11 protein-coding genes, 2 tRNA genes and 1 pseudogene are annotated in these 13,584 nt (G+C 43.3%); 10 read left to right on the forward strand and 4 right to left on the reverse strand.

The features are described from left to right. The first annotated feature begins 40 nt into the window (after positions 1 to 40). Positions 41 to 114, forward strand: a tRNA-Ile gene (locus ACH6EH_RS10320). Between the two features lie 417 nt (positions 115 to 531). On the opposite strand, the gene ACH6EH_RS10325 is transcribed toward ACH6EH_RS10320, so the two are convergent. After that, positions 532 to 975 carry a hypothetical protein gene (locus ACH6EH_RS10325; protein ID WP_397332240.1) on the reverse strand — a complete coding sequence of 148 codons (444 nt, stop codon included), beginning with the start codon at positions 973 to 975 and terminating at the stop codon, positions 532 to 534. Positions 976 to 1,137: 162 nt separating this feature from the next. Between ACH6EH_RS10325 and ACH6EH_RS10330 the strand changes: the two genes are divergently transcribed. The 7 genes from ACH6EH_RS10330 to ACH6EH_RS10360 all read left to right on the forward strand — a co-directional run bounded on the left by ACH6EH_RS10330 (position 1,138) and on the right by ACH6EH_RS10360 (position 5,577). Beyond that, complete coding sequence (locus tag ACH6EH_RS10330; RefSeq protein WP_138225327.1) at positions 1,138 to 1,347, forward strand: hypothetical protein; 210 nt, start codon at positions 1,138 to 1,140, stop codon at positions 1,345 to 1,347. Between the two features lie 131 nt (positions 1,348 to 1,478). Next, the gene (locus tag ACH6EH_RS10335) at positions 1,479 to 2,339 is read left to right on the forward strand and encodes a manganese catalase (protein ID WP_397332241.1); all 861 of its coding nucleotides are present in this window, start codon (positions 1,479 to 1,481) and stop codon (positions 2,337 to 2,339) included. Positions 2,340 to 2,580: 241 nt separating this feature from the next. Continuing rightward, entirely contained in the window at positions 2,581 to 3,417 is an 837-nt protein-coding gene (locus ACH6EH_RS10340) for a YitT family protein (RefSeq protein WP_397332242.1), read from the forward strand. A gap of 75 nt (positions 3,418 to 3,492) precedes the next feature. After that, positions 3,493 to 3,578, forward strand: a tRNA-Leu gene (locus tag ACH6EH_RS10345). Positions 3,579 to 3,723: 145 nt separating this feature from the next. Beyond that, a complete protein-coding gene (locus ACH6EH_RS10350) occupies positions 3,724 to 4,668 on the forward strand; it encodes a tyrosine-type recombinase/integrase (protein ID WP_397332243.1) in 945 nt (314 codons plus the stop codon). Beyond that, on the forward strand, positions 4,665 to 5,450 hold the full coding sequence (locus ACH6EH_RS10355) for a helix-turn-helix domain-containing protein (RefSeq protein ID WP_397332244.1): 786 nt from the start codon (positions 4,665 to 4,667) through the stop codon (positions 5,448 to 5,450). The genes ACH6EH_RS10350 and ACH6EH_RS10355 overlap by 4 nt, the downstream gene beginning before the upstream one ends. Beyond that, positions 5,434 to 5,577: a hypothetical protein gene (locus tag ACH6EH_RS10360; protein WP_397332245.1), complete on the forward strand. Its 144-nt coding sequence runs from the start codon at positions 5,434 to 5,436 to the stop codon at positions 5,575 to 5,577. The genes ACH6EH_RS10355 and ACH6EH_RS10360 overlap by 17 nt, the downstream gene beginning before the upstream one ends. A 570-nt stretch (positions 5,578 to 6,147) precedes the next feature. Here the strand turns inward: ACH6EH_RS10360 and ACH6EH_RS10365 are convergent. Continuing rightward, a complete protein-coding gene (locus ACH6EH_RS10365) occupies positions 6,148 to 6,954 on the reverse strand; it encodes a hypothetical protein (protein ID WP_138225341.1) in 807 nt (268 codons plus the stop codon). 149 nt (positions 6,955 to 7,103) lie between these two features. Then, positions 7,104 to 7,733, reverse strand: a complete 630-nt coding sequence (locus ACH6EH_RS10370; RefSeq protein ID WP_397332246.1) for a hypothetical protein — start codon at positions 7,731 to 7,733, stop codon at positions 7,104 to 7,106. A 434-nt stretch (positions 7,734 to 8,167) separates the two neighbouring features. Here ACH6EH_RS10370 and ACH6EH_RS10375 point away from each other — a divergent pair. Then, positions 8,168 to 9,254 (forward strand): annotated as a pseudogene (locus ACH6EH_RS10375) (transposase). Between the two features lie 727 nt (positions 9,255 to 9,981). After that, entirely contained in the window at positions 9,982 to 11,577 is a 1,596-nt protein-coding gene (locus tag ACH6EH_RS10380) for a hypothetical protein (protein WP_138225343.1), read from the forward strand. A 438-nt stretch (positions 11,578 to 12,015) separates the two neighbouring features. Here the strand turns inward: ACH6EH_RS10380 and ACH6EH_RS10385 are convergent, their stop codons facing one another. Further along, positions 12,016 to 12,243, reverse strand: a complete 228-nt coding sequence (locus ACH6EH_RS10385) for a DNA-binding protein (protein ID WP_138225344.1) — start codon at positions 12,241 to 12,243, stop codon at positions 12,016 to 12,018. Between the last annotated feature and the right edge of the window lie 1,341 nt (positions 12,244 to 13,584).

Below are 13,584 nucleotides of genomic sequence, written 5' to 3' on the forward strand. Positions count from 1 at the left end.
CTTACTTGATAATGTACTTATAGGATTTGGTATATGATCAGGGCCCTTAGCTCAGTTGGTTAGAGCGGTCGGCTCATAACCGACTGGTCGGGGGTTCGAGTCCCTCAGGGCCCACTTATTGAAAAACCCTTGCGCTGCAAGGGTTTTTTGCTGTTTATGGGGGTTGATGGGGAAAGTAAATTAATACCGTTTTACTCCTGATTTTTTAATTTGGTCACATAAATGGTCACATAACATTTAATGAGCTGATTTTATAGCATCATCGTTTCTGACCGTAGGCGCCGCTGTTTATCTCCTCATCTTTTTCCAATATCTAATAAATAGGATAGCAAGAAGCAAGATACTGGCTAGACCTAGCTCAATTCCACTAAATTCTTTCTTTATAAAATATCTTGACACAAAAATTCCTCCGAAAAGTACAGTGCCTCCAATACACAAATGCAATAAATGTTCGATCTTCTTCAAGCAGCTACACCTCATTTCGAAACAGATTTGATTCCTATGAAGGATGACATTCAGCGTGAACATATTTTATGCAAAAAGAAACTGGGCGCTTAGCAGCATACACAGGAGCCCAAATATCACAACGCCTTTAGCAATGATTCGGATAAACCAACGATGCAAATCGTCGTTTTCTGTATCCAATCCGAGCATTTGCAGCCAGCCCCATTCCGGATTTCTGACCGCATAAATGCCAAATATTACTGTAATCAAGCCCAATATGAAACTAAAGATAAATAGCCCGAGACTGGAAGCATCGAAAAAAGAAAGCGCTCCTGACAATGACATCACAATGCCTAAAAAAATGGTGAGCAGAGCACCGATTCGTTCTTTTAGCAATTCTTCTTTGCTTCGAACTACTTCCTCCGGAATTTGGGAGAACCAGCGAAGAAGATCAGCATCAGGATGGCGAAATATTTGAATTCCAACATACAACAGTGTTAATCCCAGAACCATGGAAAACATCTCAATCACCTCGTAAAAAGGACTACGTAGGCGCGTTGATAAAGTTCCATATACTTCCTTAGTGCACCGTCACATCGATATTTAGCCATTGATTAGAGAACTAGTGTTCGGGTATAATAAGTATATAACACAAACAAGTGTTCTCTTTTATTGGATGAGGAGGGGCTGTTCATGAATAATATACGCAAGTACATTGGAGATATTGTTGAAATTATTTATATAGACCGGCTGGGAGCGATCACGCAGCGGGAGATCGAAGTGCTTGGCGTTAGGGGCCATCTGGTACGGGCAGATTGCTTGAAGTCAGGTGCTCCAAGGGTGTTTCGAACAGAGAACATTTTGGCTATGCGTCGTAAGAAAGGCACGAACCGCGCTTCTTGAATGTAAGGCTTGGACCTTGTTTCGGGTACAAGGAGTTGATCGTTTTGGATTATTATTTTGCAGTAAAGGTATCATACCGACGACATTCGCCACATACAGTCAGGTATAACTCTACAAAGAGGTGACGATCCTTGTTCTTTCATATTAAAGAGCTGCAATATCATGCTAAGCCAGACTGCCCGGATCCGGTATTTGCGAGAAGGCTGCAGGAGGTATTGGGAGGTCAATTTGGAGAAATCACGGTGGCGATGCAGTATTTATTTCAGGGCTGGAACGTGCGTGGGGACGGCAAGTATAAGGATTTGCTGATGGATACCGCGACGGAAGAGCTGGCTCATGTTGAGATGCTTGCTACCATGATCGCCCGGCTGCTGGAGAATGCACCCATGGAAACGCTGGAGCAGGCGATGGGAGATCCGGTGGTGGCTGCCATTATCGGGGGGAGTAATCCACAGCATGCGATCGTTACGGGTCTGGGTGCGGCGCCGTCTGACAGCAACGGTTACCCCTGGAATGGTAAATACATTGCCGCGAGCGGGAATTTGTTAGCTGATTTCCGCATGAATCTAACGGCCGAGTCCCAGGGGCGTCTTCAGGTATCCCGATTGTACCAGATGACGAATGACCGTGGCGTGCGTGATATGCTGTCTTGGCTTCTGGCGAGAGACACCATGCATCAGAATCAGTGGATTGCTGCAATTCGGGAGCTGGAGGAGAAGGAAGGGGTAATTGTTCCGTCTACCTTCCCGAAGGAATGCGAGATTCAAGCGGTGTCCCATGTGCTGTATAACTTCTCCCGGGGAGACGCCAGCGCCTACGGGCCATGGGCTCAGGGTACGGCACCGGATGGAGGAACATTCCAATACGTTGCACATCCGGAGCCGCTTGCGCCTGCACCACAGCTTCCACCAGCACCGCCATATGTTTTTGATACGCCTCCTCACGTGTTGAGGGATCAGAATCCGGGACCCCATCAGCCGCCAATGGCTTAGACATTTCGTGCCTGGCCATACATAGAGATCCGGATGGTTTATACTTTAGAGCATATACCATAGATGCTGCGGATATCGCAGTGTCTTTTTGTTGTTTACAAACTGGAGCACGATTACTATAATGGAGATTGTTAAAAGAGCTAAAGACTGCAGCGATGCACTTTGAGCGATTAAAGGGATGTTTATTCCTTTAATCGCTTTTTTTATGGTGATTTATCGCCAGGTGGAGGAATGAAAGAGGATGAAAAAAAGACTATACGATATGCTGATGCTGATCATCGGCGGATTTTTGTTCGCGCTGGCTGTGAATGTATTCGTCATCCCGAATGATTTTGGGGAGGGCGGAGTGACCGGGATCTCGATTATCCTTTACTATTTGCTGGGCTGGTCACCTGCGGTGGTTAGCATTCTGTTGAATGGGATCTTGCTGCTGGTCGGTTACAAGCTGCTGGATAAAACAACTACCGTGTACACGATCATTGCGGTGGGCTTTAATGCGCTGTTTCTCCATTTGACGGAGCATTGGCGGATAGCTTCGAGTGAGCCGGTTATTAACGCTATTTTTGCGGGCCTGCTGGCAGGTGTCGGGATCGGGCTGATCATCCGGGTAGGCGGTACGACGGCCGGCACGACGATTTTGGCGCGGCTGGCGACGAAGTATTGGGACTGGAATGTGAGCTATGCGTTGCTGTTTTTTGACCTGATTGTGGCGGCAATTTCAGTATTTGTTATTGGTGTGGAGAAGGTGATGTTCACCGTGGTCCTTTTGTACATCGGAACGAAAGCTATGGAATTTATTATTGAGGGCTTGAATCCGAAAAAAGCGGTCACAATTATATCCAGCCATCATGACCGGATTGCCGTTCGGGTGATGGAATTGCTGGATCGGGGAGTGACCGTACTGAGGGGATATGGCTATTATACAGGCCAGCCCAAGGATGTGCTGTATATCGTCATCAGCAAGCAGGAAATCGCCATGCTGAAAAAAATTGTCCGCGCCGAGGACAAGAATGCCTTCGTCAGTATTCATGACGTGCGGGATGTGTTCGGGGAAGGCTTTATTGATATTTCTAAATAGCTGCCAATCATTTGTCGTTGACAATGAGCTGCCAAGCATGTTATTATCGTTCTTGTCGCCAAGACGATATATCATGCCGGGGTGGCGGAATTGGCAGACGCACAGGACTTAAAATCCTGCGGTAGGTGACTACCGTACGGGTTCGACCCCCGTCCTCGGCATTACGCGGAAAAATGCGCTCACATCAACGGAAAATTGGGCGGAATAGCGGTGAGGTCCTTCGTATCTGTAACGGAACATTCCGCAGGTACGCAGGACTCGCGCAAGGTACTCGAAGACGTCTCCGAATAAGGAGGCGTTTTTGTTTTGTCCAGATTACGGATTATAGAACCGGAAGAATCCGCCTGTCCGCATTGGCGCGAGGTCCTATCGGAGTTCCAGCGCCATAAGCAGTTAGACGGAATCAGCGAACAGACGGCGCACGATTACGATCGAACCGTCAATTTACTATTCAAGCGGTATCCTAACGCCTGGGATTCGATGGAGGCGCTTAAGGAAGCTGTATTTACGCATATGTCCGATGATATTAAGCCGGCCACGTTTAACAGCCGTTTAACCTATCTTCGCGCATTCTTTAAATACTGCGTAGGACAAGGGTATATCTCCGCAAATCCACTCGCCAATCTAAAGAAACGCAAGATAGAGAATCGGGCGGTAGCAGTCGAAACAGACGTTTTAAAGTCGCTGCTGGACGCGCCAGACCAGAAGACATTCGCAGGCTTGCGAGATTACACGTTAATCCTTTTGACGCTGGACACCGGCATACGTCCGTCTGAGGCGCTGTCCTTGCTGCCGCAAGATTTCAACTATTCCGCGCAAGAAATTTACGTGCCGTCAAAGGTAGCGAAAAGTAGAATCGCGCGTACTTTACCTATTTGCGATATCACAATTAAATCTATTCGCAAACTTATATCCGTCAGAGCGGAAGAGTGGTCGGATGATGTTCCGATATTCTGCACGTATGAAGGGCGGAAATTAAATCGCCATACCTGGGGCGACCGCTTGGAGTTATACGGTAAACAGATCGGAAAGCATATCCGTCCGTATGATCTGCGCCATGTATTTGCGCTTGAGTTCTTACGAAACGGCGCGAATGCCTTTGCGACACAGCGAGCGCTCGGCCATGCGACTATGGAAATGACAAGGCGGTATATTGCGCTAGTCAATGACGATCTCAAAGCGCAGCATTCAAAGGCGAGTCCGGTACAGAAGCTTACCGCTAAAACTAAGCGGAGGGGGGCGATAACATGACGAAGCCATCAGGCGGCATCGTCCGCGTCCAGAAGCGTGATAGCGGCTACGCAATTATAGATCCGTATTTCCTATCGGACGAGCGCCTATCATGGAAAGCGAAGGGGCTACTCGGTTATCTGCTGTCTAAGCCGTCAAACTGGCGCGTATACGTATCCGATCTCGTTAAGCGGTCAAAAGACGGCAAAGACGCGGTTTATTCCGCATTGAAAGAATTAGAAGCTGCCGGATATATTGAACGCCACCAGACGCGTGAGAACGGACGCATAACCGGCTATGAAACGGTAGTGTATGAGCGGCCAGATCCATATACGGATAATCCGGAAGTGGATACGCCTGTCCCACACGTTGATTCTCCACAATCGGAAATACCGGACGTGGAAAACTCAAGCGCGGAGAATCCGACCCAAGGTATTAAGACTTTAAATAATAATGACTTACAGAATGAATGTATGTATGACGCGGCCAATCCGATTCTTTCCGCCTTATCTCGCCACCTCTCCGGACTACCGCTAAACGATACGCATTCGGTCGCTGATTTCTATTTCGCGGACATCTACGCGGCATTATCACGTCATTTCGGCGGCCGCCTGGATACGGAGATTATCGCAATAGCAGCCGAACAGTACGCGTATACTGCGATAGACCTGCGCACGAACCAGCCGAAGATTGACGTTAAGAATCCGGTCGGCCTATTTGTCGAATCGTACAAGACGGCGATAACGCAGTATAAGGCGAATCGATACAAGCGGAAGGAGGCGCGCCATGAACGATCCGGATAAGAGGAACGAACCCGAAACGGTAGACACGGCGGATACAATGACGGCTATATTTATCGGCGTTGTAATCGCGGCTGTAATACTCTACGTCCTGTTTAACGGCATACCGGTGTCGATCCGTTTAGGGTAGGCGGAGGTAGGCGATTCCGTATACGTATGCCGGACGCTGTAAGCGAATATTACCGTTGAGTTAACTCTTCTGACACGTCCGGAAGGGGAGTATACCTTTGCGATAATGGTGCGCTAAAATGACGGAAAAACTTCGATTAGCGTACATGTTTTAATTGTAAATATTAATAGCTGGTATTTTAATATCATGGTATAATCTGGATAAAAAAGAGAGGTTCCCCATTGAAAAGTTTGCCTTGCTTAGTATAGCTACCATCAGGATATACGGTAAACACGGATTCGTACGGGGCACAAATAGTGACAATAACATATTCCATGGGCACAAGATTTGAAGATAATCCCTAGATACATATCGCGTTCTACACCGGATCCCGGTGATAAGAGAACGACTGGCCATATCCCTCTCTTTGCATCTACCTACTAAAAGAGGCACGCCTATTATCGAGCTTCTGGAGCTTGTCGAGCCTGTTTCAATTTAGCTATCGCATCACTGACCATTTTGTATCCCTCTGAACTGGTGCTGGGAGCCTATTACTCTACATAATAACCGCTTCCATACCACCTTAAAGTATCACTTACGTTCCGCATATATCATGAGAAGCTCCGAAGAGAATGGATCAGGCTTTGAAGTTAAAAATATTCTTTTAAAATATTTGGCTAGCTTTTTCAGTAATACACTGGCCGCAACTTCATCCTCATTCCAACCATAGCAATAAAACATGAAATAATCGGATAGGTTCAATTGTTGCTCAATATAATCAATGAACATTATTTCTTTCTGATTCAAAATAATCGATTCTATATCGTCGAGGAAAGGCTCATATTGAAAGACAGCACTCCCCATGATTTCCATTTCCCCTACTTTCATTTCGTTTGTAAATGCTACAATAAATGGATTCAACAGAGATTTCTCATATAATTTTTTATATAGATCATAGATTTTTATTTTTGTATCTATATCGGATAGCATCGCAGCAATAATCATCATATTTTTTTTGTAAACCACATTCAAGGAATCAAAGACAGTAAGCAAACTAGATAATAACTCATTACTTACCTTGCTTCCCTCATTAGGATAACGAAGCTCATAAACTAATTTCTCCTTTTTATGCGCTTCTTTATTCTTAACTCCACTGTAATAGACATAAAATTGATATAATGATAATTGAATGTTTATGTTTTCAACGATAACATCTGCTATTACCTTTGGGTCGAATACTGATTCCGTGAACTCTATATCACCATCAACAATTGTTCGGGTTACTATTTTATTGTCTCTGACAGAATGCACTTCCTGTTTAATCGTATCTTGATGCAAAGAAGCAACATCATATTGATCGTTAGATGCCTGCCTATCGATTTTAGAAAGAATCTTCATTTTAATAAAACTCCCTTAAATAGGATTTATCAAACCAGGTCAACGAATGGCCGAATAAAAATGGGCGTGCAGTCTTGTGCGCTGCACGCCAATAATACACTTTTGTTCACGCGTCATGATCTCATTACTTTAAGTAGTAACAAAATGGGTTATAAGTACCTTTCGTTATCGAAGAAAATATCTGCGTCAGACCATCCACCTAATAAAGAAACAGTCGCATAACCCTCCCACAATACCAGATCAGTATCAAAATCTATACGTATATCTGATTCTTCTGTAACATACACCACCTTATTTGGTGGGAAAGGAACGTAATTAATATCTTCTCGTACGCCTTCAACATTTGTCGCAAAAGCTGCATAGCCCCTGACCCTGTTGATTAAGGTAGCTATGTCACCACCTTCAACCCATACTTCTAAGTGTACGGAAACATGGCCGGTTGCACCATTAACTTTGTAAAACCCGTATGTTGGACGTACTTTAACAACAGCAACATCAACGGCTTGAACACTTGCTCCAGGTGTCGTACTTGCTCCAGGTGTCGTACTTGGTCTAGTAACCTCAACTTCGATTACCTCAGCAGTTTCATTGAGCTTCTCGATTACTCGATTGGCTTCTTCTTCACTTAGCTCTGAAATTGGGGTGGTAGATCGCCCTTCTGTGATTGCTGTCTGTAAGTGTTTTTCCTCAGGTGAAACATCGGCTGAAACGACTCCCATAGCCGAAAAAACTAGAGCAAATGCCAACAAGAAAGAAAGTAATCTTTTCGCATTAAACATCAAGATACATCCTCTCATTTCATAATTTTTCGTGAAAATTTGGTCTGCGAAAGTCTCACCTTCCCTAGTTAATTGTGTTCTCCTTTCTTTAAGGATGGATATTCATATTAATAAACAATTCCAAACACAAAAGGTTACGTTTTTTTAAAAAACTATTTTTTAATAAACTAGGCAGCCCATCTGCAGACCCAAGCCAGACTAGTCGCCCTGCCTGTCCTACTTGGAGCCTTGCTACTACCGTTCGTTCGCTGCAATAGAGCTCCTTATCGGTTTTTTAAAACCACTTGGAATTTATTTAATTGAGCATTTTGCATTAATCTGAGCCCTTGATAAACAAGGAGTTTCAAACATAAAAAAAGGACTTCACCCCAACTTGGAGAAGTTTTCAAGTGACCAAACCAGAAAACGAGCCAAGGAAGTGAAGTCACTTGTAATTGTATATTCTCCAAGAAAGTCTATTTTCCTTTGAAGATCTGTTAAAAATGCATTCAAAAGATCGATTGCCTATATTTTTTAGAACTTTGGATCTTCGTCCGTACGCTAAAGAGCTGATAAGTCGTTCACCCCGAGGGGCTAATGGGCATTGTAGAGAAGGCATTTTGCGTGCACTTCTCGCTGCTCCTCTCGAGCACATTCAGACATTTACCGATTTGCATCATCGATTGGATACCGATCTTCGATTTCGTTGTCAATGTGGACTTCCGCTTGATCGCGAAGCTCAGTCTATCGCTACATTAAGCCGAGTTTTTGCCGAACTGACGAAGAAGATCTGGCTAAGCAGCTGTCTGAAGACTTGGTCAAACGTTGTAGGCAAGACGGCATCATCGACGGAAGTCACGTTGCGATCGATAGCGCCGCTATCCATGCTTACGAAAAAAAACAGCCTAAGAAGAAAAGCGAGCTTCCATTAGCTCTCGAAGTCACGCCCGCACATGTGAACGACGGGGAAATGGCTCCCGGTCTGATCGAGAAATTCGCTGTCGATAAACGCACGAAATTCTTCATCCTTGATGCGTGGTACGACCAAATGAAGGTCTATGAAGCCGCCCGAAACGTGAAGGCGCAAGCCATTATTCCTCTCAATCCCCGAGGCGAGAAAGAGCCTCCTGTCGGGATGACAACCAACGGAACACCTCGGTGTTCGATGGGATTTGCGATGACGTATTGGGGCGCCGATGGCGATTATTTGAAGTTCCGATGCCCTCACGCCACCGGCAAGGTGGATTGTCCCCTGGGTATGACCGCCTGCTCATCTTCTAACTACGGCATGGTAGTTAAAGTAGATGCAAAGGATGACCTCCGGTGATATTGCAGCCCGCATCGGGATACAAAGCGCTGGAAGGAACGAACGCACCAGCGTAGAGCGATGTAACTCCAGAATGAAAACCTATCTTACGTACGGCAGACGAGATGCATGTCTGGAGGATTCAGAAAGTGACGACTCACCAGTATCTAAACGCGATTGTACTGCTTGTCTCTGCACTTTCTGCAGCTTGTAAAAAGAACCAAACAGCAGCTTAAAAATGAGCAAAGTCAAAAATTCTGCAGGTCTGCCCTTTTTTAGAATCGGAGTGCTCTAACAAAGTTGAGCGCTATTAGATCATACTGTCTTGAGGTCAAAAAAGGAATTATGCAAAATGCTCAATTAAAATAAGCGCTTCATATCGATTCACTAGACTTATTTCACTATTGCTCCATGAGCAAGTGCCTTTTTGCCGTACAAGGCCTTCACTATTGTCTCTATCTTAGTTCTGCTATCATAATAGTCACCATTTATGAAACCTGAAGCTTCAGAAATTTGATTGGAGATTGATTGGGTTATAAAAGCATTTTTCTGTTGTAGAAGTAAGGATTCAAGGCTACTCAATTCGGATATTTTGTACAGTATGATATTTATGTGCAAATTTAAGTTTAGCTAATTATACATGGTACAAAAGGATTGGGATTGTTTTTTTAATAATGTACACGTTGATTTATAGAGATACTTTAAGTTCGAATATATAGCGCGAGTCCGAGAACGGTGATTGCGCGGTTGCGAGTAACATCGGATCAATAAACATATAAAAACCTCTATGTAATTATAATGTACAAGGTTATACTGATCAGGTGGTAAGTTATGACATCTCATTCGGATTGTAGAATACGTTCCTTGTAGAGGAAAAAACATAGTTACTCAGTTTATTATCTGGTATATTATAGGTAATTGGATGCACAGATTACATATACTGTTAATGTCAGGAGTATCAAAATGCCTATTTTTTTATGTAAAGACAGCATAAGATTACTAGAAGCTAGTGTAAGTAGCCTAAATCTAGCCTTAATTGGCTTGTCCTTACCGTTGAGAAGCGGCATTAGAGAAACAAATGCATTGTATGCGTCTGAAGTAGGATTAATAGGCGCAGCTGCTGAGCAGGCAATAAATGCCTGTATGACGCAGAATTACGGTTTTAAAGGACTGTTAACTAGTGATGGTAAATTTAAGTCAGCCTCTCAGATATTCGATGAGTTTATCACGTTGCTAAAAAAAGAAAATGCGAAAAATAGTTTTTTAGTCAAGGGTGTCCTTGATCCAGAAAAGCATTTGAAGGAGTTAATAGATAAGACCTCAAAATTTCGAATTCTTGCGAAATCCCGAGCAGGAGGATTTCATGCAGGATTTGGCCCTTCAAGGGAAGTTGTAGTAATACTTGCTAATGATGTTTCAGAATTTTTATTCCTTTTATCAAAGTCTTCTAGAATCAAACCTTACCTGAGTTTTATTCCGAAACCACACGATATTACCAAAGATAGAGCTACGTTAATTGAGGAGTTGGCTAATCAAGTAAATGCTTCGAATGTACCCCAAGAAAAGAGCGTCCTTATCAGCTCAGCGTTCCTTATTCTACCGGAATTAAATGATGTAAAACCAGAGTGGATTGATGCATTTGAAAGAGTAAGCGTAACGCCCACAGCAAGTGATATAGTGCTTCTTTTGGATGCGCTAAACAGAGCAGTTCCAACAACATTACTTCGAGCTGCAGGCAGTGGTGAAGCATTTCCAGTTAGGATAGATCAGCAAAATCCCGCCGCATTGTCGGTATCCCCACAGTTTTTGCGAAGAGAATTCAACCAAATTAATGACCAATGGTTTGCAGATGTGGGAATTGCTAATGGTAGGTTAAAGAATAAGGTAGTTGATCTTCCACATCCAGACTTTATTTTAGACATCTTTGGGGTGGGTCTGGATAAATTAAATATTGGAGAAAATAAGTTAGGGATACCTGCCCAACAGACTTGGCCGTTTATTTCTGCAAGTCTTGGTGTTCAAGGGACGTCATTGCCTTATTGGTTTTTGGTAAAGAAAACAGAGGACTTAAAAGAGCTAATAGCTTATCTGAAAAGAGTTGAGAAGTTTAGCAATGGTTACTTCAGGAAAAAGATTGTTGAACTTTATGAGGGAGTAGTATCAATTAACAATAATGAACCACTCATGGAGGGATCAGTGTTATTAGATGATATGTTAGCACTAGCGGAGAAGATTGACGATAGACAATCGAGATTACACGAATTCTTTGAACAAAACAAAGGAAGAGATAGCGCAGAAACTAATACTATTATTGAACAGACTGTCAATGAGGAGATCGATATCAGTACCGCAATTACAGCTATAATGAACGTGGGAGAAATAGAACCTTCTAGGAGAATATATTGGATTCGGACACTTGCGGAGTGTTGTCGTGAAATAGGTGACATTCCTGGGTTACTATATGCTTTGAAAAATGAGCAAAACTCATCAATTAAGACCGCTGTTAGAAAAGGTCTCAGATTAATTGATTTCATTTACCATGGTCCTGATTTCATTTAAAATCTGTAAATTAAAATGGGTTCAAAACCGAAATCAGTGCTTGACGAGATAAACTACATATAAAAGCTTTACTACTGAGCGACAGTCAATGCTGTCCATGCTGTGGATTCGATCAAGAGGTCATCCGAAAGGGATGTATTGCACACGTTGCGAAGCTTGGTTTGTTTGGACGGAGTCTGTAAAATAGATAGTGTAACCTCCCAAAACTATCACTATAAAACATAGTAGAAAGATTAGGAGAACACATGCTTGAGAACTATCAACAAGCGTATGAAATCGTTCTGATTGAAACCGAATTACAGCTAATCAACTGCATTAATTCAGGATTGGTTTTTCATCAGCCTTTTTGCCGTTGGGAACGGATTTTTGCGATAGTAGTGTTTGCCCGATCCGGAATGAAAGATATCTCTGAGATAAAAAACCCGCCATTGAGGCGGGTTATTTCCGGTTATAAACGGCAGCTTCTTCTTTGCGAGCGAGGACGTCAGATCGCCAGAATAATCGTTCACGGTTGGTTTCTTTAACTGGCGTAAGCTTTCCGCGTTTTACAAACGAGTGAAGGTTCTGGCGTGTGCTCTCAAGGATCTCGATGGCTTCGGCAGTGCTGACAAGTTCATTAGAGATCCAGTCAGCCAATTCTTCTTTGGATGCGAAATTGTAAGTCATTTTGATATCACCATTTTACAATGAGTATGGCTATTGTTGTAAGGCTGATGATCATAGAAGCAACGATGAGAATCATCGTTGCTTTATTCATCTTGTGGACGTTCATTTGATCAGCTCCCTGAGATATGGTCGAGTAAAGAAGAATGACACCTTATATGCACGAGCCCTTCTGGAAGCCCGTTGCAGGCTCCTGACCGGTTCATCCATCTCGTCTTTCTTCTTTTCTCGTTCATTGCATCTTGTTCACCTCCCACTATAAATTTATTATATCAAATCAGGCCTGTCGATTAACCAATATCTGTAATTAACTCGGACTACGATTTGTCCGCAGAGTGACGTATCTGAACACTTCGGTTAATGTTGTGTTTTTGCCAAATCGTGTGGGAATGTTAAGGTGTTGCTTGATCCAGCTAGACATTACCTCAGTCTGCCAGCGGGCTCAAATCAAAGCAATCTTTTCGAGTCTGCTTGGATCAATTTGTACAATCAAGAAGGATGGAAGTGCTTATGTGGCACAAAAGTTGTACGCTTACAGTTTATTGCAGAGGGCTGCTTTGATGCAATCTTCTTGGACGGTTCTGGTTCTGAACAAATTCGCTGCAAGAAGGAAGACAGGACTCAAGTCATGGAGCGAGATACTAATACTGGTTGGTTTGATAGTACAGGTCGGTATATCTGGAATATGGTCAAACGGGTCATATGCATCAGATAATAAACAAAAAAGCGATAAGGCTGATCGGATATAGTGCTGCAAAGACGGACATAGCATTTTTAGAAGGATTGAGCTTCTTATAAATCATCATCCCCGTTATAAACAATCCATACGATAAATATGCAGAAGAGATACGGTACGACCCGACTGAATGGATATCTAGACTTACCATGATCTGTTCGATAACTGCGAGCACAACTAATACTGCAGCAGCGATGATGATTAGATTTATTACTCTAGCATCCCTATACAAATAAAAGAATAGGGGCACTAAGATGTAGATAAGCGAAGTGTAGCCGATCGTCGTGAATTGGATTACATCACTGAAGTATTCAGTCGACAGTTCAAAATCGCTTTGGAAAATCATAAAGAAAATGGTCGAAAGCAAACTGATTACACTTGCAAGTCCAAGTAGGTATAATAATTTGCTTCCCGCAATGTTCAAAATTTCACAACCTTTCCATAAAATTCAATGCTACTCACCTTTTGACTTTCATTACTATAAGACTCATTTGAAATAGATTAAGTTATAGGAACGAATAAAAAAAGGTCAGAAGAGAAATCGTGTCCCTGCGGGAAAAACTCACGGAGGAGGCCGGTGGCATTCTCGTTAGCGCCTAGCTGCCATG

The sequence above is a fragment of the Paenibacillus sp. JSM ZJ436 genome (assembly GCF_044383795.1).
Lineage (GTDB): Bacteria > Bacillota > Bacilli > Paenibacillales > Paenibacillaceae > Paenibacillus_AQ > Paenibacillus_AQ algicola.

Coding starts and splice junctions, on each gene's coding strand:
- ACH6EH_RS10360 (WP_397332245.1), top strand. CDS start 5,434: ATGAACGATCCGGATAAGAGGAACGAACCCGAAACGGTAGACACGGCG.
- ACH6EH_RS10355 (WP_397332244.1), top strand. CDS start 4,665: ATGACGAAGCCATCAGGCGGCATCGTCCGCGTCCAGAAGCGTGATAGC.
- ACH6EH_RS10385 (WP_138225344.1), bottom strand. CDS start 12,243: ATGACTTACAATTTCGCATCCAAAGAAGAATTGGCTGACTGGATCTCT.
- ACH6EH_RS10340 (WP_397332242.1), top strand. CDS start 2,581: ATGAAAAAAAGACTATACGATATGCTGATGCTGATCATCGGCGGATTT.
- ACH6EH_RS10330 (WP_138225327.1), top strand. CDS start 1,138: ATGAATAATATACGCAAGTACATTGGAGATATTGTTGAAATTATTTAT.
- ACH6EH_RS10370 (WP_397332246.1), bottom strand. CDS start 7,733: ATGTTTAATGCGAAAAGATTACTTTCTTTCTTGTTGGCATTTGCTCTA.
- ACH6EH_RS10365 (WP_138225341.1), bottom strand. CDS start 6,954: ATGAAGATTCTTTCTAAAATCGATAGGCAGGCATCTAACGATCAATAT.
- ACH6EH_RS10380 (WP_138225343.1), top strand. CDS start 9,982: ATGCCTATTTTTTTATGTAAAGACAGCATAAGATTACTAGAAGCTAGT.